This is a genomic window from Streptomyces adustus (genome assembly GCF_009377175.1).
GTDB classification, from domain to species: domain Bacteria; phylum Actinomycetota; class Actinomycetes; order Streptomycetales; family Streptomycetaceae; genus Streptomyces; species Streptomyces adustus.
This window is the reverse complement of sequence record NZ_VJZD01000019.1, coordinates 46,618-66,649: the sequence shown is the minus strand read 5'-3', so window position 1 is coordinate 66,649 and position 20,032 is coordinate 46,618. Positions and strand designations below refer to the sequence as shown.

At 69.7% G+C, this 20,032-nt stretch carries 15 protein-coding genes, 1 tRNA gene and 3 pseudogenes; 7 read left to right on the top strand and 12 right to left on the bottom strand.

Features of this window, described 5'->3' with window-relative positions; genetic code table 11:
* From FNH09_RS07355 to FNH09_RS07345, 3 genes and pseudogenes are all read right to left on the bottom strand, one after another.
* On the bottom strand, nt 1-985 hold a 985-nt coding region (locus tag FNH09_RS07355), incomplete at its 3' end, for a hypothetical protein (RefSeq protein WP_152885940.1).
* Between the two features lie 245 nt (nt 986-1,230).
* Nucleotides 1,231-1,903, bottom strand: a pseudogene (locus FNH09_RS47010) (IS5 family transposase); the annotation flags it as partial.
* A 302-nt stretch (nt 1,904-2,205) separates the two neighbouring features.
* Nucleotides 2,206-2,778, bottom strand: a complete 573-nt coding sequence (locus FNH09_RS07345) for a TetR/AcrR family transcriptional regulator C-terminal ligand-binding domain-containing protein (RefSeq protein WP_162468226.1) — start codon at nt 2,776-2,778, stop codon at nt 2,206-2,208.
* A gap of 787 nt (nt 2,779-3,565) precedes the next feature.
* Between FNH09_RS07345 and FNH09_RS07335 the strand changes: the two genes are divergently transcribed.
* Nucleotides 3,566-4,834: an FAD-dependent monooxygenase gene (locus FNH09_RS07335; protein ID WP_162468225.1), complete on the top strand. Its 1,269-nt coding sequence runs from the start codon at nt 3,566-3,568 to the stop codon at nt 4,832-4,834.
* A 479-nt stretch (nt 4,835-5,313) separates the two neighbouring features.
* On the opposite strand, the gene FNH09_RS07330 is transcribed toward FNH09_RS07335, so the two are convergent.
* A tRNA-Ser gene (locus tag FNH09_RS07330) sits at nt 5,314-5,417 on the bottom strand.
* A 15-nt stretch (nt 5,418-5,432) separates the two neighbouring features.
* Between FNH09_RS07330 and FNH09_RS07325 the strand changes: the two genes are divergently transcribed.
* Nucleotides 5,433-5,831, top strand: coding sequence for a hypothetical protein (locus FNH09_RS07325; protein ID WP_152885937.1), 399 nt, complete (start codon nt 5,433-5,435; stop codon nt 5,829-5,831).
* A 111-nt stretch (nt 5,832-5,942) separates the two neighbouring features.
* Here the strand turns inward: FNH09_RS07325 and FNH09_RS07320 are convergent, their stop codons facing one another.
* Nucleotides 5,943-7,187 (bottom strand): RNA-guided endonuclease TnpB family protein, encoded by a 1,245-nt coding sequence (locus FNH09_RS07320; RefSeq protein ID WP_162468224.1) that lies wholly within the window; start codon nt 7,185-7,187, stop codon nt 5,943-5,945.
* An 18-nt stretch (nt 7,188-7,205) separates the two neighbouring features.
* On the opposite strand from FNH09_RS07320, the pseudogene tnpA reads away from it, so the two are divergent.
* Nucleotides 7,206-7,499: pseudogene (tnpA, locus tag FNH09_RS07315) on the top strand (IS200/IS605 family transposase); the annotation flags it as partial.
* Between the two features lie 155 nt (nt 7,500-7,654).
* Here tnpA and FNH09_RS50055 read toward each other — a convergent pair.
* A pseudogene (locus FNH09_RS50055) lies at nt 7,655-8,453 on the bottom strand (AraC family transcriptional regulator).
* Nucleotides 8,454-9,228: 775 nt separating this feature from the next.
* On the opposite strand from FNH09_RS50055, the gene FNH09_RS07305 reads away from it, so the two are divergent.
* Together FNH09_RS07305 and FNH09_RS07300 are read left to right on the top strand one after the other, a co-directional pair.
* A complete protein-coding gene (locus tag FNH09_RS07305; RefSeq protein WP_152885935.1) occupies nt 9,229-9,633 on the top strand; it encodes a nuclear transport factor 2 family protein in 405 nt (134 codons plus the stop codon).
* A gap of 1 nt (nt 9,634) precedes the next feature.
* A complete protein-coding gene (locus FNH09_RS07300) occupies nt 9,635-10,660 on the top strand; it encodes an alcohol dehydrogenase catalytic domain-containing protein (RefSeq protein WP_152885934.1) in 1,026 nt (341 codons plus the stop codon).
* 152 nt (nt 10,661-10,812) lie between these two features.
* Here FNH09_RS07300 and FNH09_RS07295 read toward each other — a convergent pair whose 3' ends face one another.
* From FNH09_RS07295 to FNH09_RS07280, 4 genes are all read right to left on the bottom strand, one after another.
* The gene (locus FNH09_RS07295) at nt 10,813-12,015 is read right to left on the bottom strand and encodes a cytochrome P450 (protein ID WP_152885933.1); all 1,203 of its coding nucleotides are present in this window, start codon (nt 12,013-12,015) and stop codon (nt 10,813-10,815) included.
* Nucleotides 12,016-12,054: 39 nt separating this feature from the next.
* On the bottom strand, nt 12,055-13,449 hold the full coding sequence (locus tag FNH09_RS07290) for an NAD(P)/FAD-dependent oxidoreductase (RefSeq protein ID WP_152885932.1): 1,395 nt from the start codon (nt 13,447-13,449) through the stop codon (nt 12,055-12,057).
* Nucleotides 13,439-13,666 (bottom strand): ferredoxin, encoded by a 228-nt coding sequence (locus tag FNH09_RS07285; RefSeq protein WP_152885931.1) that lies wholly within the window; start codon nt 13,664-13,666, stop codon nt 13,439-13,441. Before FNH09_RS07285 ends, FNH09_RS07290 begins: the two co-directional genes overlap by 11 nt.
* Nucleotides 13,667-13,927: 261 nt before the next feature.
* Nucleotides 13,928-14,809 (bottom strand): alpha/beta fold hydrolase, encoded by an 882-nt coding sequence (locus tag FNH09_RS07280; RefSeq protein ID WP_162468223.1) that lies wholly within the window; start codon nt 14,807-14,809, stop codon nt 13,928-13,930.
* 163 nt (nt 14,810-14,972) lie between these two features.
* Here FNH09_RS07280 and FNH09_RS07275 point away from each other — a divergent pair, with 163 nt between their 5' ends.
* Nucleotides 14,973-16,997, top strand: a complete 2,025-nt coding sequence (locus FNH09_RS07275) for a BTAD domain-containing putative transcriptional regulator (RefSeq protein ID WP_162468222.1) — start codon at nt 14,973-14,975, stop codon at nt 16,995-16,997.
* Nucleotides 16,998-17,335: 338 nt separating this feature from the next.
* A complete protein-coding gene (locus FNH09_RS07270; protein ID WP_338017502.1) occupies nt 17,336-18,445 on the top strand; it encodes an NAD(P)/FAD-dependent oxidoreductase in 1,110 nt (369 codons plus the stop codon).
* Between the two features lie 340 nt (nt 18,446-18,785).
* On the opposite strand, the gene FNH09_RS07265 is transcribed toward FNH09_RS07270, so the two are convergent.
* Together FNH09_RS07265 and FNH09_RS07260 are read right to left on the bottom strand one after the other, a co-directional pair.
* The gene (locus FNH09_RS07265; RefSeq protein WP_338017501.1) at nt 18,786-19,535 is read right to left on the bottom strand and encodes a maleylpyruvate isomerase family mycothiol-dependent enzyme; all 750 of its coding nucleotides are present in this window, start codon (nt 19,533-19,535) and stop codon (nt 18,786-18,788) included.
* 118 nt (nt 19,536-19,653) lie between these two features.
* A complete protein-coding gene (locus tag FNH09_RS07260; RefSeq protein ID WP_152885929.1) occupies nt 19,654-19,953 on the bottom strand; it encodes a hypothetical protein in 300 nt (99 codons plus the stop codon).
* Nucleotides 19,954-20,032: the final 79 nt, after the last annotated feature.

Genomic DNA, 20,032 nt, shown 5'->3' with positions numbered 1-20,032 from the left:
GGGTGGGCGTGCTTCCGGTGGAGCCCGCCGCGAGCACCGTCAAGGTCGCGCTCTCTCCGCAGAACGTCGTGCCGCGGAACGGTGTCGGCCCCTGGTTGACGAATACGCAGGACTTCACGCTGGCCTTTCCGGTGGGCGTGTCCTTGCGGTACGTCACCCGGACCCTGGCGACCGTGCTGCTGTGCGCGGCAAGGGAGGCGTCCTTGCCGATCACGTCGAATCCGTACACATCGGCCTCGGCGTCCGAGGTGACCGGCGTGAGGGTCTTCCAGGTCCCGGAGCGCAGCACCTGCACGGAGGCGTACTTGTTGGTGATCAGTGTGTCGGTGACGTTCTCGTACTCCGAAGGGGTGGGGTTGGTCACCGTGGCCTCGAAACTGACGGCAGGGCCGCCGGCGGTCACGGTCGCCGGGACCCCGGACAGCGCGGTGCTGAGGCCGTCGACCTTGATGGTGTCGTCGTCGGTGTCGGAGGCCGCTCCGGAGGCGCCGTGGGAGACGAGCGTGGTCAGCTTCAGCTGCTGGGTCCCGCCGTCGCTGTCGCCGTTGTGCGGCGTGCCCATGGGCACCCCGATGCGCAGCTGCACGGTGCGGGACTGGCCCGCGGCGAGCGGGAAGGTCTCAGGAATCTCCCCGGAGAACTTCCCGTCCGCGTACGTCAGCGGCACCGTCTTCCACTCCGTGCCGCTGAGCTGGTACTGGAGGCTGACGGCGTTCGACGGCAGACCGGCTCCACCGTCGATCCGGTAGATCAGCCGTGTCGATGAGGCGTCGTAGGAGCCGGTGTTGGAGACCTTGGTGGTGAAGGCGACCGGCAGGCCGGCCAGTCCGACCTCCGTCGGCGCGGCCGTGGCGACCGCCAGCGTGGGCGGCTGCGACTCGTCCGCGAAAGCGGCGGGCGCGAGGCCCAATCCTGCGGCGGCCAGCAACAGGGCAGTCCCCGAAATGGCGACCGACGTACGGGCCTTGCGTGCAAACGTGTTCAACGTGTCCCCCGGGTACGTGTGTTGCGCGGTGTCGCCGCGCTCGGTCCTCAGGCAATGTGCCGTGGTCAGGCCATGTGCCGTCGTCATGCGCAGTTAGACCCACCGGCCCGGCAGCCAGTTGTGCCTCGTAGTGTGACAGTTCTGTCACCACAGGACTTGGGCAGCCCCTCTTGCGCCGCCGGCGAGGTCCTGGTCGCGGCGGGCGAGGACGGTCGGCGCTGCGACCGGCTGCCGGGAGAGAAGGCTTACTGATCGTTTCGGAATGACGTGCGGAGTCGCCTGAGGCAGATGATGGTGGAGGCGAGTTCGAGGAGGCCTTGACGGAGGTCGGCGCGGCGTTCGTAGCGGGTCCGGAGTCGTTTGAACTGGTGGAGCCAGGCGAAGGTGCGCTCGACGACCCGGCGGGTTTTGCCCAGGCCGGAGCCGTGGGCAATGCCGCGGCGGGCGATGAGGGGTTTGATGCCGCGCTGCCACAGCAGTCGGCGGTACTTGTCGTAGTCGTAGCCGCGGTCGGCAAACAGCCGCTTGGGCTTGCTGCGTGGACGTCCCCGAAGTCCCCGTATGCGCGCGATCGCATCCAGCAACGGGAGCAACTGCGTACCGTCATGCCGGTTCCCGCCCGTCACGGACACCGCCAGCGGGGTTCCGTGCCGGTCGACGATCAGGTGGTGTTTGGAGCCGGGGCGGCCACGGTCGACCGGCGACGGCCCGACGTGGTCCCCCGTTGAGGGCCCTGACGTGGGAGCCGTCGATCGCGCAGTCGCCCATCTCCAACAGACCCGCCTTGCGCAGTTCGGCAAGAAGTCCCGCATGCAGCTGGGGCCAGACGCCGGCTTCGGTCCACTCCCGCAGGCGCCGCCAGGCCGTAACTCCCGAGCAGCCCGCCACCAAAGCGGGAACATCCCGCCAGGCCACACCCTTGCAGGCAGCCTGCTCCGTGGACCTGGTAGGACTAGGTACCAATTTCGCCGCGCCGACTGGTGATCCGGTGCGAACGGATCAGGCTGAGCACATCCCCTAGCCGTTGAAGCGGGGTGATCGCCGCTCTCATGGCCACACCAGTCAACCGCCGTTTACGCAGTAATAGCTTCGCAGGTCAGGGCGCTGGATGAGGTCATCCCGTTGACTGTGGCGTCGCCCCTCGCCGTGCGTGCTCGGTTCGGCCTACGGCGCCATCGGCAGGGAGCATCCCAGCAGGAGGCGACTTCTGCGCGGCCGGCTCACGCGCCCGGTGATTCCTCCCGCTCTGCGGGGGCGGGTCCCTTCGGGACCGGGAGGTGGCCGTGCAACAGGAGGCTGACAAGCTGGCCCACCACCGCCTCGCCCGGCGGTATGCGGTTCACCGCGGCCAGGTACACGACGGTTCCGGAGTAGACGTCGACCATCAGTGAGGTATCGGTGTCCGGCGGCAACCGGCCTTCGAGGCGGGCCCGCTCCAGCAGCTTCACGACCGACGTGCGGCGGGGTTCGATGAGCTCGGCGAAGGCTCCGGTGCCGGTGGGATCCTCGATCACGTCGGCGAGCAGCGCCGGGAGGATCAGGCAAGTGGGCATGGCGGAGACGAGCTCGATAGTGAGACGGACGGCCGTGCGGAGGTCGGCTTCAAGGTCGCCGGTCTCGTGGATGGGAGGCAGGGGGACTTCCCCACTGAGGGCCTCGATCACGAGTGCGGCCTTGTTCGGCCACCACCGATAGATGGTGGCCTTGCTGACTCCAGCCCGCCGGGCGATGCCTTCGAAGGTCAGCCGCTGGTATCCGACCTCGCCGAGGAGATCTTTCGTGGCTCGGAGCACGGCTTCGTGAGATTCCCGGCGACGTCGACGCGAGTCAGGCGCGATGTGGTCGGGCTGGGCGGCGTACTCAGGAGCCAAAGCGCTCCGGCGGCCGTCCTGCCGCCTTGGAGTGTCCACCGCATGTCTCCCTTGTGAGCCACTGGCACCCTCGTTGATTTTGCCCTGAAAGTGGCCCCATATTGGCGAAACGGTGCGTTTCGTACTGTATGCTCCATCTTGTACTCAATAGTAAGATCCGCAAGCCTGCTTGGAAAATGCTGGGACGTGGTTCAGCAGGTCCGGCGGGTGGATCACCACGCGTCAGACCCGCATGCAGGATCTGGCGCCTACGGGCGTTCCCCCTGAGCGCCCGAGATCCCTGTTGCGACCCCCGGAAGGGGGACATCGTGCGCGCAAATACGAGCAGGATGCGGCGGATGGCCGCTGTGATCTGCACGGCACCCATCTTTGCCATCGCGGCCGGCGCCGGCGCTGCCAGCGCGGCCGCTTTCCCCTAGTCGTCCCATGTCGCTTCGGCTCCCTCCCACGACAGCAAGGGCCTGGGAGATCGCTGCTTCTACGGTGGCGGCCGGGGCTGGGGCTGGGGAGACCGCGGCGGTGGCGGGTACGGCGGTGGTGACCACGGCGGTGGCGGGTACGGCTACTGACGCTCCAGCGCAGCGAGCTCGCGATCAACGTTCGGCAGTTTCGTGAGTGCCGAATCCGGATGCCCAGACACCTCGGGCATCCGGACCCGTCTGAAGCGACAGGCCTCCGATACGACTGATAGTCGGGGCGGTGGGTAGCGGTGAGGATCGTGTGCGTCGGTGCAGGGCCTGCGGGGCTGTACTTTGCCATCTCGGCCAAGTTGCGCGATGCCGGGCACGAGATCACGGTGTACGACCGTGACCCGCCCGCGGCCACCTACGGCTGGGGTGTCGTGTACTGGGACGACCTGTTGGACGTCCTCTATCGCAACGATCCGGAAAGCGCGCGGGAGGTCACCGCCAGGTCCGTGCTGTGGCAGGACCAGGAGGTACGTGTGCACGGCTCGGGCGGCGAGCAGACGGCGCACTTCGGGGGTTACGGATACAGCATCAGCCGATCTGCACTGCTCGACGTCCTGACCCGGCGTGCCTCGCAGCTCGGCGTCGACGTCCAGTATGGTCATCGCGTTGCAGATCACTCGACGCTTCCAGAAGCGGACCTTCTCGTTGCCGCCGACGGTGCGAACAGCGGGATCAGGGGACAGAGCGCAGCGTTCGGGACTCGCATTGACGTCGGCCTCAATCCCTACATCTGGCTCGGCACGGACCAGGCGTTCCGCAGCTTCGTGTTCAGCTTCGAGCAGACGTCCGCCGGATGGATCTGGTTTCACGCCTACCCCTCGATCGCGGGAATCAGCACCTGCATCGTCGAATGCTCACCGCAGACCTGGCACAGTCTGGGACTCGACGTGCTCGGCCGCGACCAGGGAGTGCGACTGCTGGAGGACACCTTCAAGCGCGCACTCGACGGCCACCGCTTGATCAGTCGATCACGGGGCGCGCCGGCGCACTGGCAGCGCTTCGCGCACGTGACCAACGAGACCTGGTACCACGGCACGACGGTGCTCGTCGGCGACGCTGCCCACACCACCCACTTCACGCTGGGGTCGGGCACCAGACTGGCGATCATCGACGCGGTCGTTCTCGCACACAGCCTGCAGAAATACCTTGCCGTGGAGGACGCCTTGCGGGAGTACGACCGCCATCGCCGCGTGGAACTCCATCCGGTGCAGGCGGCCTCGCGTACGAGCATGGCGTGGTTCGAGCACTTGGACCAGTACATCGACCGCGACGCTGTGGCGTTCGCGCACGCCATGTCGGTACGCCACCGCAGCCAGAGCCCCTGGCACCACCAACTCCACATTGCCACCCAGATCGCTGCCGTACGCACGGCACGGCGCGCCTTTGCCACTGGCCGACGTTGGTACCTCGCCCGCCGACGAGGCGACGGGGAAGACGCCCAGTCACGTCGAACTGGCCGACTACCGTGCCCGCCCGGACTTGATCAGCCGGGAAACCGTGACGGGTAGACAGCGGGGGCATGGGCCTTCGACGCCACCTTGCAGATCTCCTGCCGACGCGGTCCTGCGCGACGACGTAGCCATGATGGTGAGTCAATCCTTGCTCATGCGGTAATAAATTCGCTGTTCAGGAGCTAGATGGAGGGTTTTGTGCACCCGTTCGCATCTCGCGCCATGAATTCTCGGTACGGCCAGCGGCAACATCGAGACGGAGATCCTTCCCGCAGGCGGCGCGGCTTCTTCGCGGTCGACTGCTACCGACGCTTGGCTGCGCAAGACGTCAACCGCGTCGAGGGCGTCGATGTATCCGATCACAAGATCACGCGCTGCCGCCGCGTCCGGTTTTACGGATCAGAAGGCGCCGCGCCCCAGCCGTGCCCGATCGTCCGGGAACCAGGGGGGAACCACAGCGGCTGACGGAGAGCACACACGGGTAACGGCCCCTGACCGATTCACCTGGTCAGGGGCCGTTCTCACTGCTCATCAAGCGGAGGTGGTGGGGTTCGAACCCACGGTGACATCGCTGCCACGACGGTTTTCGGGACCGCTCATGGCCTCCCACGGAGACGCCGAGACCGGCGAGGTACTCTCCCGGCGGAGGGGTGCCATGACTGAGTTGATCGTGCTGGCCTGCGGATGCTTGATGGTGTTCCTGGGGGCGTTGACCTTGAACGGTCAGCTGGGAGCGCATCGCGGCGATCCCCGGAAGGTTGGTTGGGGCCTCATTCTGATGGGTTCCGCTTTTGTCCTGGACGGACTGCCGAGACTGGTCGGATGGTCCTACGCGGTGGGCTCGGACCTCGCCGGCGTAGCCATGATTCTCGCCGTGCTCGGCGGCGTGCTTCAGTTCCTCGGTGGACCCACGCCACTGGCAGCCCGGTTCGCGATGTCGCTGGCTGACGCCAACAAGCCCGAACCGCAACCGACGACGGCGAACGGCAGCGGTGTGCCAGTCGAGGAAGGGCAAGGCCCCGCCCTTGGCGATGACGACCCACGACCGACCTGATAAGGAAGCTGATCAAGCGCAAAGCGTCCGGGTACAGCCCGGGTCAGTCTTCGGCGTCGTGGTAGTAGACCGTGATCCAGGTGGCGAACGCCTGTTGACGTGCTCCCTGGCCTAAAGTCCAGGGATTCCGGCCTGGGTCGTCTGACCCTTCCGGGGGCTTCCTGCTTCAACGCGCTGTGCGGGCACGTGTGCCCGTCTTACCGGCGCTCCACAGGCGTTTGGCGTCTCCACCCGTCCGGTGGCGACGATGCGGCGTCCTTCGAGGAGGATGTTGCGGGCTGCGTTGTGGTCGCGGTCGTGCACGGTGCCGCAGGCGCTGCACGTCCATTCCCGGACGTGCAGGGGCTTGGGGCCGTCCCTGAATCCGCAGGCCGAGCAGACCTGGGAGGACGGGAAGACGCGGTCCACCTTGGCGAAGGTGCGGCCGTGCAGAGCCGCCTTGTACTGCAGCATGCCGACGAACGCGGACCATCCCGCATCGTGCACGGACTTGGCGAGCCGGGTACGCGCGAGAGCGGACACCGTGAGGTCTTCCACGTACACCGCTTGGCTGTCGCGGATGATCTGTGTGGATGCCTTGTGGTGGAAGTCCCGGCGCCGGTCGGCCACCTTGGCGTGCTGGCGTGCGACCTTGATACGGGCCTTGGCCCGGTTATTGGATCCCTTGGTCTTGCGGGACAGTTCCCGCTGAAGGCGCTTGAGTTTCTTCTCGGCCCGGCGCAGGAAGCGGGGGCTGTCGATTCTGCTGCCGTCGGACAGGACCGCGAAGGCGGACAGGCCGAGGTCGATACCGGCGTCGCTCTCCACGCCGGGGAGGATGTCCGGTTCGGTGTCCACGACGAAGCTGAGGAAGTACCGGCCGCAGCTGTCCTTGGTGACGGTCAGGGACGTGGGTGCGGCCGGAAGCTGGCGGGACCATTTGGCCTTGAGGTTGCCGACCTTGGCCACGTACACCGTGCCGTCGTCCTGGAGGGAGAAGGCGTTGGTGTTCAGGCGGATCGACTGCCGGGTGTCCTTCTTCGACTTGTAGCGGGGAGGGCCGGCCTTGCGGCCCTGCCGCTTGCCCTTGAGGCTGTCGAAGAAGTTCTTGTAGGCGGCATCCAGGTCCCGCAGAGACTGTTGCAGGACGACCGCCGACACGTCGGCGAGCCAAACGCGTTCGGCGGTGCGCTTGGCCTGGGTGATGCGAAGCCGGGACAGCTCGGCCGACTTCACATACGGCAGCCCCGCCGCGTGCGCTTCCTTGCGATCACGCAGGCAGTCGTTCCACACCACCCGCGCGCACCCGAACGCCTGGGCCAGCGCACGGCGCTGGCTGGCATCCGGGTAGGCCCGGTAGTTGTAGCGAAGCTGCACACCCAAGACCCTACGACGATGAATCTCACTGGTGGGCAGAACGATTGCAGACGTGGCAGGCATGTCGTTTCGGCGATGCACGTGCACTTGGTCCTCGTGACGAAGTACCGGCGCAGGGTGTTCAACGACGAGATGCTGACACGCTGCGAAGAGATCATGCGCAAGGTCTGCGAGGACTTCGAAGCGGAGCTGAAGGAGTTCAACGGCGAACGCGATCACGTCCACCTCCTCGTGCACTACCCGCCCAAGGCCGCCGTCTCCAAGCTGGTCAACAGCCTCAAGGGCGTCTCCGCCCGCCGGATACGGCAGAAGTTCACCGGCCGAATCAACCGCGCCATCATGCACGGGCAGTGCCCACCACTGTGAAAGCCTGCGACGATGCCGACCACCGGTGACTGGACAGCCGATGCCGGAAAGCCGCCAGCATCGATCCACGGCAGTCGTCCGCGTACCAAGTGTCCCGTTGATCACTTTTGGGCGATTCGCAGCGTCGACTGATAGCGGCCGGGAGTCTGGCCGACGACCTCGGTGAAGGCGTCGATGAAGCTGGAGGGGTTGGACCACCCGCACGCCACCGAGGTCTCGGTCACCGACATCCCGCCGGTGAGGTGAGCCAGGGCAAGGTGGATGCGCAAGGTGGATGCGCAAGGTGGTGCGCCAGCGGTGGAAGCTCATGCTCAGCTCCGAGTGGAACAGACGACTCAGCGTGCGCTCGCTGGCCCCGACCATCCGGCCCAGCTCTGCCAGGGTGGCGGGCCGCGCCGGATCCTCGTGCAGGAGATCCGTGGCGGCGCGCAGCCGGTCGTCCACGGGCTCGGGCAGGTGCAGAGACGTCTCCGCGGTGTCGGCGAGCTCGTCCACGATCACGGCCAGCAGCCGCCGGTGCGCCCCGGGCCGCCTTTCCGGCCGGTCGGTCAGTGCCAGGAGCGTCTCGCGCAACAGGGGGCTGACCGCGAAGACGCTGGGGTGCTGCACGAACTCGCCGCACAGGTCGAGAGGTACGGTCACGAGGCGCACGTCGGTGTGGCCGTAGAAGCGGTGGGAGTGGGCGAAGCGCGGCGGTGTCCAGGTGACGCGGTCGGCGGGGGCGACCCAGGTTCCCCGCTCGGTCGCGGTGGCCAGCGCGCCGGCGGCGGCGTAGACGAGCTGCCCGTGCAGGTGCGAGTGGGGGGCGAGCTGGAAGCCGTGGGGCAGCCAGGCCCCGCCCTGGAGAATCGGCTCTTCCGGTCCGGCGGAGGCGGCCGAAGAGTGGCTGGCTGAGGACATCGGGCGTCAGGCTACCGGTGATCAAGGTCCCTGCGGCAGGTCGGCATCGGTCCCTTCCGGGTCCTTGGGCGGCTTCTGTCACCCGCGCCAGCGGTGCCATGGTGGTCGCCATCGGCGCCTTCCTGCTGCTGGAACGCCTGGTGGGCTGAGAAACCCGTCCCGGTCCAGTGATCCTTCGCCCGGTCCTGGTATCGCCCATGCAGCCCGTTGACGAACGTCTCCACAAAGCGATGCAAGCGATGCATGTCGTCATCGCCGTCGCGCTCGACTTCGGCGAGCGACCGCACCCGGAGCGTGGGACGAACGGCCGGTTCTTGAGGAGTTCGCATCCTCGCGAGCACCTCTGCCTCGCTCGGGCGTCGGCGCGCATCGATCTGGCCTGTCACCGGACAGCCGGCACCAGCACCGATGAGGGCGGGCACGAGAAGCCGGACCGCGAGGCACGGCACGCGGGCGTACGCGGGACGCCGCGTCTGGCCGGGCGCGCTCAGGCCTACGAGGACTTCACACACGGCTCGCCGGCCGAGAAGCACGGCCCAGCCCGTAGAGAAGGACGAAGGAACCGACCCACCACCCTTCCATCGACAGGCGTGCCGGGATCTTCCCTGGCGGCCAGGGGTCTCGTCCCTGGAACCGCGGTGGTCCCGAAACTGTGGATGTTCCGAAACCTACGTATCGTGGCACTGGACACCGTCGTTGATCGACGTGGCTCCGCGTTGCTTTCCGGCTGCCTGCGCCCGACTCCGCGTGCGGCACACAGAAGGCGGTTTCCCCCATGAGCGCCCTCGAAGAGAAGAACAAGGCTGTCGTCCTCGACGCTTTCGATACTTTGTTCAACAAGCGGGACTACGCCGCGGCCGAACGTTTCTGGTCTCCCGGCTACATCCAGCACAGCGCCCATATCGCACCCGGGCGGGAGGGGCTCTTCGACCTCGTCAGGAGCCTCCCGCCGGACCTGAGACACGAGTACGAGCTGGTCATGGCCCAGGGCGACATGGTCATGGTGCGCGGCCGCTTCTCGGGGCACGCTCAGGCCGCCCCGTGGATCGCCGTCGACTTCCTCCGCATCCAGGACGGTGTCCTGGCGGAGCACTGGGACGTCATCGAACAGGAAGCCACTCGCGAACAGTCCCTGAGCCATCTGCCGATGTACGGCGACCACTTCCCCGAGGAGCGCTGAGATGAGTGCGTATCGAGTCGCGCAGGTCACCACCCCGAACGGCACGTTCGAAATCGCCGAGCGAGAGACGTCGCAGCTGGGACCCCGCCAGGTCAGGATCGCCGTGGAGGCGTGCGGCGTCTGCCACAGCGATGCGATCTTCGTGAGCAACGGGCTGCCGGGCCTGTCGTTCCCCGAGGTGCCCGGGCACGAGATCGCCGGCCGCATCGAGGAACTGGGCGCAGCCGCTCAGGACCAGGGATGGCAGGTCGGCGACCGGGTCGCGGTCGGCTGGTTCGGCGGGAGCTGCGGGCACTGCAAGCCCTGCCGTGAGGGTGATTTCATCGTGTGCCGGAGCCTTCAGGTCCCGGGATGGACGTACGACGGGGGATTCGCCGAGAAGGTCGTCGCGCCCGTGGACGCGCTCGCCCGGATCCCCGACGCGCTGTCGGCGGTCGACGCGGGGCCGATGGCCTGCGCGGGCGTGACGGTCTTCAACGGGCTCCGGCGCAGCGCCGCGCGGCCGGGAGATCTGGTCGCGGTGCTCGGCCTCGGTGGCCTGGGACACCTGGGCGTGCAGTACGCGGCCGCGATGGGCTTCGAGACCGTGGGAATCGCGCGCGGCGCCGAGAAGGCCGACTTCGCCAAGCAGCTCGGCGCCCACCACTACATCGACAGCACCTCCGGCACTCCGACCGCCGAGGCGCTTCAGTCCCTCGGCGGCGCCAGGGTCGTCCTGGCCACCGCGGGCAACTCCGAGGCGATCACCTCCGCCGTGTCCGGCCTGGCCCCCCGGGGTGAGCTCGTGGTCATCGGAGCCGACACCGAGCCGCTCGGGGTCACCCCGGCCCAGCTCCTGCTGAGCGGCTACGTCGTCCGGGGCCACCCGTCCGGCACCTCACAGGACGTGGAGGACACCATGGCCTTCAGCGCCCTGCACAACATCCGCCCGATGACCGAGACCGTGCCGCTGGACCGCGCGGACGAGGCTTACCGGAAGATGCTCGCCGGCAAGGCCCGCTTCCGGATGGTCCTCACCGTCGGCTGACGCCCGGACCGACTCCTCACGGCCGCGGCCTTCCCGATCGGGCGGTGGAGCACGCCCGATCGGGACATGAGGGGCTGAAATCGAAGACGATGGCACCTTCAAGCAGCCGCGTCAGCCAAGCAGCCGCGTGAGCCGTGCCACGTCGGCCGTGCTCAGGCTGTCAGGCCCTCGATGGCCACGGGAAGGTGGCGCGGGCCGCGCAGCACGGCGTTGGCACGGTACGGCGGCGGGTCCTCCAGCAGCCGGGAGAACGTGACGCGGCGGAAGAGTTCGGGCACCGCCACATGGAGTTCCATGCGGGCGAGAGGGGCGCCGAAGCAGTAGTGGATGCCGGTGTAGAAGCCGAGGTGCTCGTTGTCCTCGCGGTCGGGATCGAACCGGTCGGGGTCCTCGAAGCGCCGGGGATCGCGGTTGGCCGCGGCCAGCATGAGCCAGACCGGAGAGCCCTCGGGGATCGTGGTGTCGGCGACGTCGATGTCGGCCAGTGCGGTGGTCCACGGCACGAACTGGACCGGAGGCTCGTACCGCAGCACTTCCTCGATGAGCGGGACGGCCAGGCTCGGGTCCTTCTGGAACCGTTCGAGGACGTCGGGGTGGCGCAGCAGGGTGAGGGTCGTGTTGGTGATGGCGTTGACGGTGGTCTCGTGGCCGGCGACCAGGAGCAGCACCGCGGTGGCTTCCAGGTCTGCCGGTGTCATCTCGGGGGCGAGCGCGCTGAGTATCCCCGGCCCGGGCCGGCGGCGCTTGGTCTCGATCAGATCGGCCAGGTAGGCACCCATGTCCTGGCGGGCCCGCTGCGCCTTTCCCTGGCCGTCCTCCCCGGCCTGGGGATCGAGTGACGACGCCAGGGCGTCGGCCCAGCCGTGGAAGCGTGGTTCGTCCTCGCGCGGCACGCCGAGGACCTTGCAGATGGCGGTGACGGGAAGGGGGTACGCGAAGTCCTCCACGATGTCGACCTGGTCCTTGCCCTCGAAGGCGTCGAGCAGCTCGGTGACGACCTCGGCCAGCCCTCCGCGCAGGCCGTCGAGGAACCTGGGGCTGTGCGGCGGGCCGAACGGCCGGTTGATCGTGTCGCGCAGCCGGTCGTGGACGGGCGGGTCGGTGAAGATGAAGCTGGGCGGCAGGCCGGACTCCACCGGTTGCCCGACACGGGTGTAGCCGGGTGGGCGGTTGCTCGTGTCGTTGCTCAGCCGCGGGTCGTTGGCCAGGCTCCGCACCTCGTAGTAGGTGCTGACCAGATAGGTGCCGTCGTCCTCCCGCCTGACCGGTTGCTCGCGCAGTTCAGCGAAGAGCGGATAGGGATCGGCCCGATTGGCGTAGTCGGTGATCTGCGCGGCGATGGTGCCGGACGTCATGGTGACTCCTGGGGGCTCCGGGCGGTGCAGGGCCGGTGGTCAGGCATGCGACGGTACGAAGGTGACACGCCGCTCGCTCGGTGAGTGGCCCGTGAGCGTGACGGTGGGCCCGTGGGTGGGCAGATGCGGGTCGGGGAAGGCCGGGTCGATCGGGTGCAGTGTCTCGGTCCGGCGGTCGACCGCGCGGTACTCCGGCGGGAAGGGCGCGCCTGACGCGATCTGCTGTCCGTAGAAACCCAGCCACTTGGCTCGGTCGAAGGACGCTGCGGCGATGACGCGGCCGCGGTACCCGTACACCGCGACGAACCGCGCCTCGTCGAGGGCTCCTTGAGCGACGACCAGTTGGTCGCCCAGCGGGGGAACACCCACCGACTTGATGTTGACACCGAACTGGGTGGACCAGAACATCGGCAGCCACAGGTGCGGACGGCGGTCCGGGCCCGCGCAGATCATGTTGTGGGCGGCGATCTCGGCCTGTTCGACCGCGTTGCCCCAGTGCTCCAGTGCCAGGAACTGGTAGTCGAACAACGGGTGAGGGCTGCGGGCGACGTCACCGGCGGCGTAGATGTCGTCGGTGACGATGCCGTTGACGTCGAACACGCGGCATCCTGCGTCGCACGCGATGCCCCGGGGTCCTGCGGCCACCCCCGAGCCGGCGAGCCATTCGGTGTTCCGCATGGCCCCGAGGGAGACGACCGCCACTTCCACCTCGATCGCCGAACCGTCGGACAGATGGGCACGCTTGAGTCGTCCCATGTCGTCGCCCTCGAGGGCGGTGACGCTGATTCCGCAGCGCAGGTCGACTCCGTGCTTGCGTTGCAGTCGGTCCGCGACCGCGCCGATCACTCCGCCGAGCGCGCCCACCAGCGGTGCGGGCCCACGTTCGGCGACCGTGACCTCAAGCCCCAACTCCCGGCAGGCGGAGGCGACTTCCGAGCCCGTGAAACCGGCGCCGATCACCAGCACCCGGGACACTCCCCCGGTCAGCTTGCGGTGCAGGCGCGCGGAGTCGTCGCGGGTACGCAGCACGAACACCCCGTCCAGTGCGGCCTCTTCCGGGTGGAACCAGGGCCGCGCTCTGGTGCCGGTGGTGATCAGCAGGCGGTCGTAGGGGACGGTGTCGCCGTTCGTCAGGCGCACTTGCCTGGTGTCCCGGTCCAGGCTCTCGGCGGCGACGCCCAGACGCCATTCGGCGTCGATGTCGCGTCGCCGCGGAAGCGCGGTGTCCTCGGGTCGTGCCCGTCCGAGCAGCGCCTGCTTGGACAGCGGCGGCCGGTCGTAGGGTTCGTACGGCTCGTCGCCGATCATGGTCAGTGATCCGGCGAAGCCCTGCTCGCGCAAGGTCTCCGCCGCGCGCAGACCGGCCAGCGAGGCACCGACCACGACGATGCGGCCCTGGCGCCGCAGGACCTCGACGTCCGTGTCAGCGGACATGGGGCTCCACCCGCTTCGTCGCTTCGTCGGAGTAGTCGACGAGGATGGCCTGGACCGGGCAGGCTGCGGCGGCCTTCTCCACGCGGTCACGCTGTGCTTCGTCGAAGCGAGGGGAGAACAGCAGTGCCTCTTCGCCGTGGAGGGCGAAGACGTCCGGGGCGAGGAAGACGCACTGGGCGAACCCCTGGCACCGGTTGAGATCGACGACAAGCCTCATTGGAACCCGCTCCCTGCACGGGCCGCGGTGGCCGAGCCCCGCAGCCGTCTGCGCTCGGTCCATGTGGTCGCCATGTGGTCGGTAGGCAGGCCTCGTTATCAGCTTCGAACTTCCGCCCGGGTCTCGCAAGGCGAGGACGACGCCGCGAAACCGGGCCGCACGCGACGTCCGCCTTCCTGTTGCGGCCCAGCAGTACCGCAGCAGCCTCGTCCCTCCCGAGTTCCCGGTGTCGGGAGGGAGACGCACATCGGCGGGGCTCGATCAACGCACGGCGAGTGCCCGGATCTCCTCGGCGATCAGCCCGGGATCCTCCTCGGCCATGAAGTGGCCGCAGGACACCGTGCGGTGCTCCAGGTCGTCGGTCCAGGCGCTCCACAGGCCCTGGGCGTGGTAGCCGAGCGCGGCGCCCCAGTCCTGCTGGAGGACGGTCACCGGCATGGCCAGCCGGTTGCCCGCCTCCTTGTCGAAGGTGTCATGGTCCACGTCGATGCCGGCCGACGCACGGTAGTCCGCGACGATGGAGGGCACGGCCGCCGCGGACGCGGCGAGGTAGTGGGCACGGACGTCGGCGGGGATCGCGTCCGGGTTCTTGGTCCAGGCGTCGAGGAAGTGGGCGAAGAAGGGGTCGGCGGCCGCCTGGATCATCTCCTCGGGCAGGCCGGGGGCCTGGGCCATCAGGTAGAGGTGGAAGCCGACCGCGGCGGAGACGCCGTGCAGGGCGTCCCACATGTCGAGGGTGGGCAGGACGTCGAGGAAGAGGGCGCGGGAGACGGTGTCCGGGTGGTCCATCGCGGCGCGGAAGGCGACCAGGGCGCCGCGGTCGTGGCCGGCGAGGGTGAAGCGGTCGTGGCCCAGTTCGGCGGCGAGGCGTACGACGTCCCGGGCCATGGTCCGCTTGGAGTAGACGTCGGGGCCGGATTCGGCGGGCTTGTCGCTGGCGCCGTAGCCGCGCAGGTCCGGGCAGAGGACGGTGTGGTCGGTGGCGAGGTCGGCGGCGACGTGCCGCCAGATCAGGTGGGTCTGCGGAAAGCCGTGCAGCAGCACGACCGGGGCGCCCGCGCCGCCGACGGCTGCGTTCAGGGTGACGCCGTCGTCGACGCGCACGCGGTGCTCGGTGAATCCGGGGATGCTCGGGATGGTCACGGGGACTCCTGTCGTACGTGGCAGAGTGGACGCCTCGGGCCTCCGACCTCGGTGGTCCGGGGCGTCCGGGGGCGTCACCCAGGTTGGGGGCCCCGGATCAGCGATCGATGAGTGGACGCGCGGCACCCGCCGGGGACGGCGTGGCCCGCGGAAGGAACATGCGGTGGGTGTGGAGTTCGGACTGCTGGGAGTGGTGGCCGCCTGGGACGCCGACGGCACCCCGATTTCCCTCGGTGCGCCCCGCCACCGCGAAGTGCTCGGACGGCTGCTGGTCGCCCGGGGCCGGGTGGTGCCGGTCGGCCGGCTCGTGGCCGACCTGTGGCCGGACGAGCCTCCGGCCGGTTCGGTGGGCGCGGTCCGCACCTTTGTGGCGGCGCTGCGCCGCGCCCTGGAACCCGGTCGCCCTCCCCGTCGGCCGTCCCGCCTGCTGGTCACGGACGGCCCCGGCTACGCCTTGCGGGCCGGCCGCGAGACGGTGGACGCCTGGCGGTTCGAAGACCTCCTGGCGCGGGCCGTCGCAGCGCCGCCCCACGCGGCTGTCGCCCTGTGGGACGAGGCGCTCGCCTGCTGGCGGGGGCCGGTGCTGGCCGATTTCCCCGCCGTCGCGTGGGCCGCCGCCGATCGGACCAGGTTGGAGGCGTTGCGTCTGGACGCGGTCGAGCGGCGTGCCGACGCCCTGGTGGCGACCGGCGCCGCCCGTGACGCGGTCGCCGATCTGCGGGCTCATGTCACCGTCCATCCCGGCCGGGAGGACGGGTGGGTGCTGCTCGCCACCGCGCTCGACCGTGCCGGGCGGCGCGGCGAGGCCCTGGAGGCGCTGGATCAGGCCCGCGACGCCCTTGCCGACCTCGGCGGTGGCGGCGCCCTGGCGCGGACCCGGGCGCGCATTCTCAGCGGCAGGGCGGACTTCGCGGCCGAACCGGCCGGGACGGCCGACAGCCTCTGGGGCCGGGCGACGGCGTCGTGGGACCGCTCGGTGCCCGCCCGGTCCAGGGCGCGGCTGCACGCCACCGCCGGCCTGCTGCGCGACCTCGCGGTGACCGGCCCCGACGGTCTGGAGGAGGCGCACCGGCACCGGCGGGACCTGGTCGGCGCGGCAGAGGCGACCGGTGACACGGAGCTGGCCGCCCGGATCATCGGCTCCTACGACGTCCCCGCGGTGTGGACACGTGCCGACGATCCCGACGGCGCCGCAGAGCTGTCACGTGCCGCCGCCCGGGCCGCCGCCCGGCTCGGCCCCGGCGGCCCGGCCGCGCTGCGCGCCCGGCTGCTGTCCGTCGTGGCGGTCGAGTCCCGGGGCGATGCCGCCGCCGACGCCCCGCTCCCCCGCGCGGCCCATGACCCCGACACCGAGCCATGGCGGGGGCGCGCCGAACGCGCCGCCGAGGAGGCCGTCCGGCTCGCCCGGCGCCTGGGCGACCCCGCCCTCCTGGCGTTCGCCCTGAACGGCGCCTTCATGCAGTCGTTCGCCGACTGCGGGTCGGCCTCCCGCCGGGACGCCCTCGGCGGTGAACTGACCGGACTGGCCGTCGAGCACCAACTGCCCGGACACGAAGTCCTGGGCCGCATCATCCGCGTCCAGGCGCTCGCCGGTCTCGGCGACTTCCCGGAGGCGGACACCCAGGCCGAGGAGATCGACCGGGTCGCGCGCCGCAGCGAACGGCCCCTCGCCCACGTGTTCACCGCCTGGTACCGGGCCCTGCGCACCTGCGAAGCCGACGGCTGGCCCGCCGCCCGCCCCCTCTACGCACAGCTCCTGCGGGAGAGCACCGACTGCGCGATGCCCGGTCTCACCCAGGGCGCCGCCGCCCTCGTCGCGCTGATTCCGGTCATGCGCGGTGACGCCCTGCCCGAACCCGACGACTTCGCCCACCTCGACCCCGGCCCCTACCGGCCCTGGCTCGACCCCCTGCTGCTGGCCGCCTCCGGCGCCACCGAGCAGGCCCGCCAGGCACTGACGGACGTTCCCCGGCCCCCGCACGACCTCCTCCAGGAGGCCCTGTGGTGTGTACTCGCCCGCGCGGCCGCGTCCGTGGGTCATCTGCCCATCCTGAGCCGTGCCCGGGCGGAACTCGCCACCGCCGAGGCCGAGTACGCCGGGGCGGGCAGCGGCCTGGTCTCCTTCGGACCGATCGCCCGCCATCTGGCCGCCATCGACGCGGCACTCGGCGTGCGCGGCCGCTCCTGAACCGGGTCGGCCGACGGCAGCGCGTAAGAGCAGCCCGGCCGCCGACCCACACCGTGAACGGGCGGCACGCCGCCGTATCGCTCCCCCGCCATCGCGTCGCCCGGCGCCGTTCGTGGTCGGATGCCCGACCTCAGCGGAGGGCGCCGAGTACGGGGTCGGCCCGGCAACGGCTGCGTGCCGGAGCACCGCCGCAGGGACGGAGTTGCGCGACAGCGAGTTCGAGGACGTCTGCTTGGCCCGGGGTCGTGGGCAGGACGATGGTGCGAGCCATCGCCCGGCCGTACGCGAGCCGGTCGGCATCATGATCTGGGAAGGAGGCGTTCGTGAGGAGCGGATCCGTGAAGCGGCCCGGCCGTGTTGCTGTCATCGGAGTGGGCGTCGTCGGAGCGAGTGTGGGCTGGAACCTGGCCCGGCATGGCGCCGAGGTGGTCTTCATCGACGCAGGCCAGCCAGGCGAAGGCGTCACGAACTGGTCTTTTTCGTGGGTGAACGCCAGCAACAAGACCGCGCGCAGGTCCTACTTCGACCTGAACGTGGCGGGCATGGCAGCCCACTGTGAACTTGCCAGGACCATCGGCCCGGACTCGTGGTGGTATCCCAGCGGCCACCTGCGCTGGGCAGACGATCCCGCAGCGGAAGCGAAGGTCCTGGAAACAGCCCAGCTCGTAGCCGACTGGAACTACCGGGTCGAGATGTGCACGGGAGCCGAGGTCCGCAGCCGCCTCGAACCTGCCCTCTCGGTGTCCGACGACGTTCCCGTCGTGTTCTACCCCGACGAAGCCTGGGTGCACGGACGCCATCTCGTCAGCCGTCTGGTCGGCCAGGCCGTCGCATCCGGCGCCGAGCTCCGGTCCGACATCGCAGTCTGTGGCGTCGGCACCGGTGCCGACGGGAGTATCCGGACGGTTGCTCTGTCCGATGGGAGCCTTGTCGACGTCGATGCCGTCGTGAATGCAGCAGGTCCTGGTGCCTCCCACGTCGCCGGCCTCGTCGCACGACGCTTGCCGATGCGTCGGGAACCTGGCGTGGTCACCCGGCTCGACTGTGCTCAAGTCCCCGTTCACCGGCCCATGCACGCGCCGCACATCGAGATCCGTCCGGACGGGGATGCTTCGGTGGTCCTCCACAGCCGCGAGACCGACGCACTCATCGACACCGGCGAACATCCGGACCACCTCGGACGGCTGCTCCACGAATCGGCACGGCACGTCGTGCCCGAGCTCGGCAACTCCCGCATCGCGCAGACACGAATCGTCGACCGGCCCATCCCTGCCGACGGATTCCCCTCGGTGGGAGCGGTGCCGTCCGTGCCGGGCTACTACGAGGCGGTTTCCCACAGTGGCATCACGCTCGGGCCGGTCATCGGCCGACTGCTGGCTTCGGAGATCCTCAGCGGGACGAGAGATGAACTCCTTGCAGACTTCCGTCCGGAGCGGTTCCCCTCGTGACAGCTCGGGCAAGCACTGCCGCATTCCCGACCAGGCGGCTGCATCACGCGCGGTCCCGGGCACCGTCGGCGTGACGAGGAGTGCCGCGTTCGGGTTGCCGACCGGACGGCACCTGGAGACCGACGGCGCGATGCGGGGCCCAGACGGGACCCGGCTGCTGCACCGTTCGCTCAACCGAGTTCGCGTCGCGCGGGCGATTCCCGCGCAGGGGCAGCCCGTACAGCCGCAAGAGCGCCGAGGAGAGCACGGTCTGCGCCGCCTGGACGCCGATCGTCGACCGCCTCAAGTGTGAGCTCGACCGGCGAAGGCGCCGCGGTGTGCCGGCTCCGGCCGGTCGGGCTCAGGCCCAGCCCGGCGTCGGCGGGAGCGGCCACCTGGGCGGAGTCGGTAGCGGCACGTCCGATCGGAGCCCGGTGTCCGGGCCGCGTCCGGCGAGCCAGGCGAGGATGGCGTGGCCCGGGCCGGTGACGGTGGCGCCGGACGGGGCCAGGGTCCAGGCGCGATCGAGGTCGGTGGCCTGGACGCGGGCAACCGGGAAGTCGCGTGCGGTGAGCGTGGCGATGGTGTCGTCGAGCGCCCATGTGACGTAGCCGGAAGGCCAGTCGGCTGTGGTGTAGCCCAAGTCCAGGTCGACGTGGTGCGTCTCGAGTTCACGCCGGCAGCGCTGGAGCGTGAACCAGGCGGGGTGCCGCCACCCTGCGAGCGCGGTGACCAGGATGAACCAGCATTCGGCCGGCACGGCTTGTGTCTCGTCGAGCAGTCGGTCGAGGCTGGCGCGCAGGTCGGCGACGAGTTCACCGGCGGAGCGCTCGGCGCCCTCGCGCAGCGCACGGTCCAGGGCGGCGGCGTCTGCCCGTGGGCCGGACTCCGTGCCGCTGCGGGCCAGTGTCAGCAGCCACCGGTAGGCGTCGGCGCTGCGGGCGAGGTGGGTGATGACGTGGCCGCGGCTCCAGCCGGGCAGCCCCGACGGCTCGCGAGCCTGAAGGTCGGTCAACGAGCCGAGACCGACGCAGACGCGCGCGACCGAGGCTCGGGTCTCGTCGAGAAGGAGATCCATGTCCGCGAGAGCAATGCCGGTGGTCTCAGTCACGGCCGCTACCCTAAGGCCGTCTCACGAATCGGCCACTCAGCAGTCGCGATGCCCTCGGTGACAGCCCGGCCGCAGGCGTCGCCGGAGCGCGCTCGGACCTCCGAGTGGGGTCGGGCGGTCAGCCTCCCGCGACCAGTCGCCCGTCGATCCTGCCTTCGTCGTCCGCGCTGGCCAGCAGGTCCACGATCACCGAGTGGTCCGTGTCGTTCCTCCAGATGACGGCATGGCCGAATGACGGCAGTACGCCGATGACAGTGCCGAGCACCTGCTGGGTAGAGCGGTCGACGGCCTGGAAGTCGCCCCGAGTCACGGTCCCTGAGTCGCTGACCGAGACGGTCACCCTCTCGCCCGGAAGCGCCACGACCCTGTCGCAGAACTTGAAGGAGCCGGGCCGCATGGCGGCAAGCGGCCTCCTCAACGGCCAACCTCACTGCGGTCGCGACGTCTGCACCAACATCCTGGGGCTGTGAGGGCTCATCTACAGGCTTCGTGTCCCG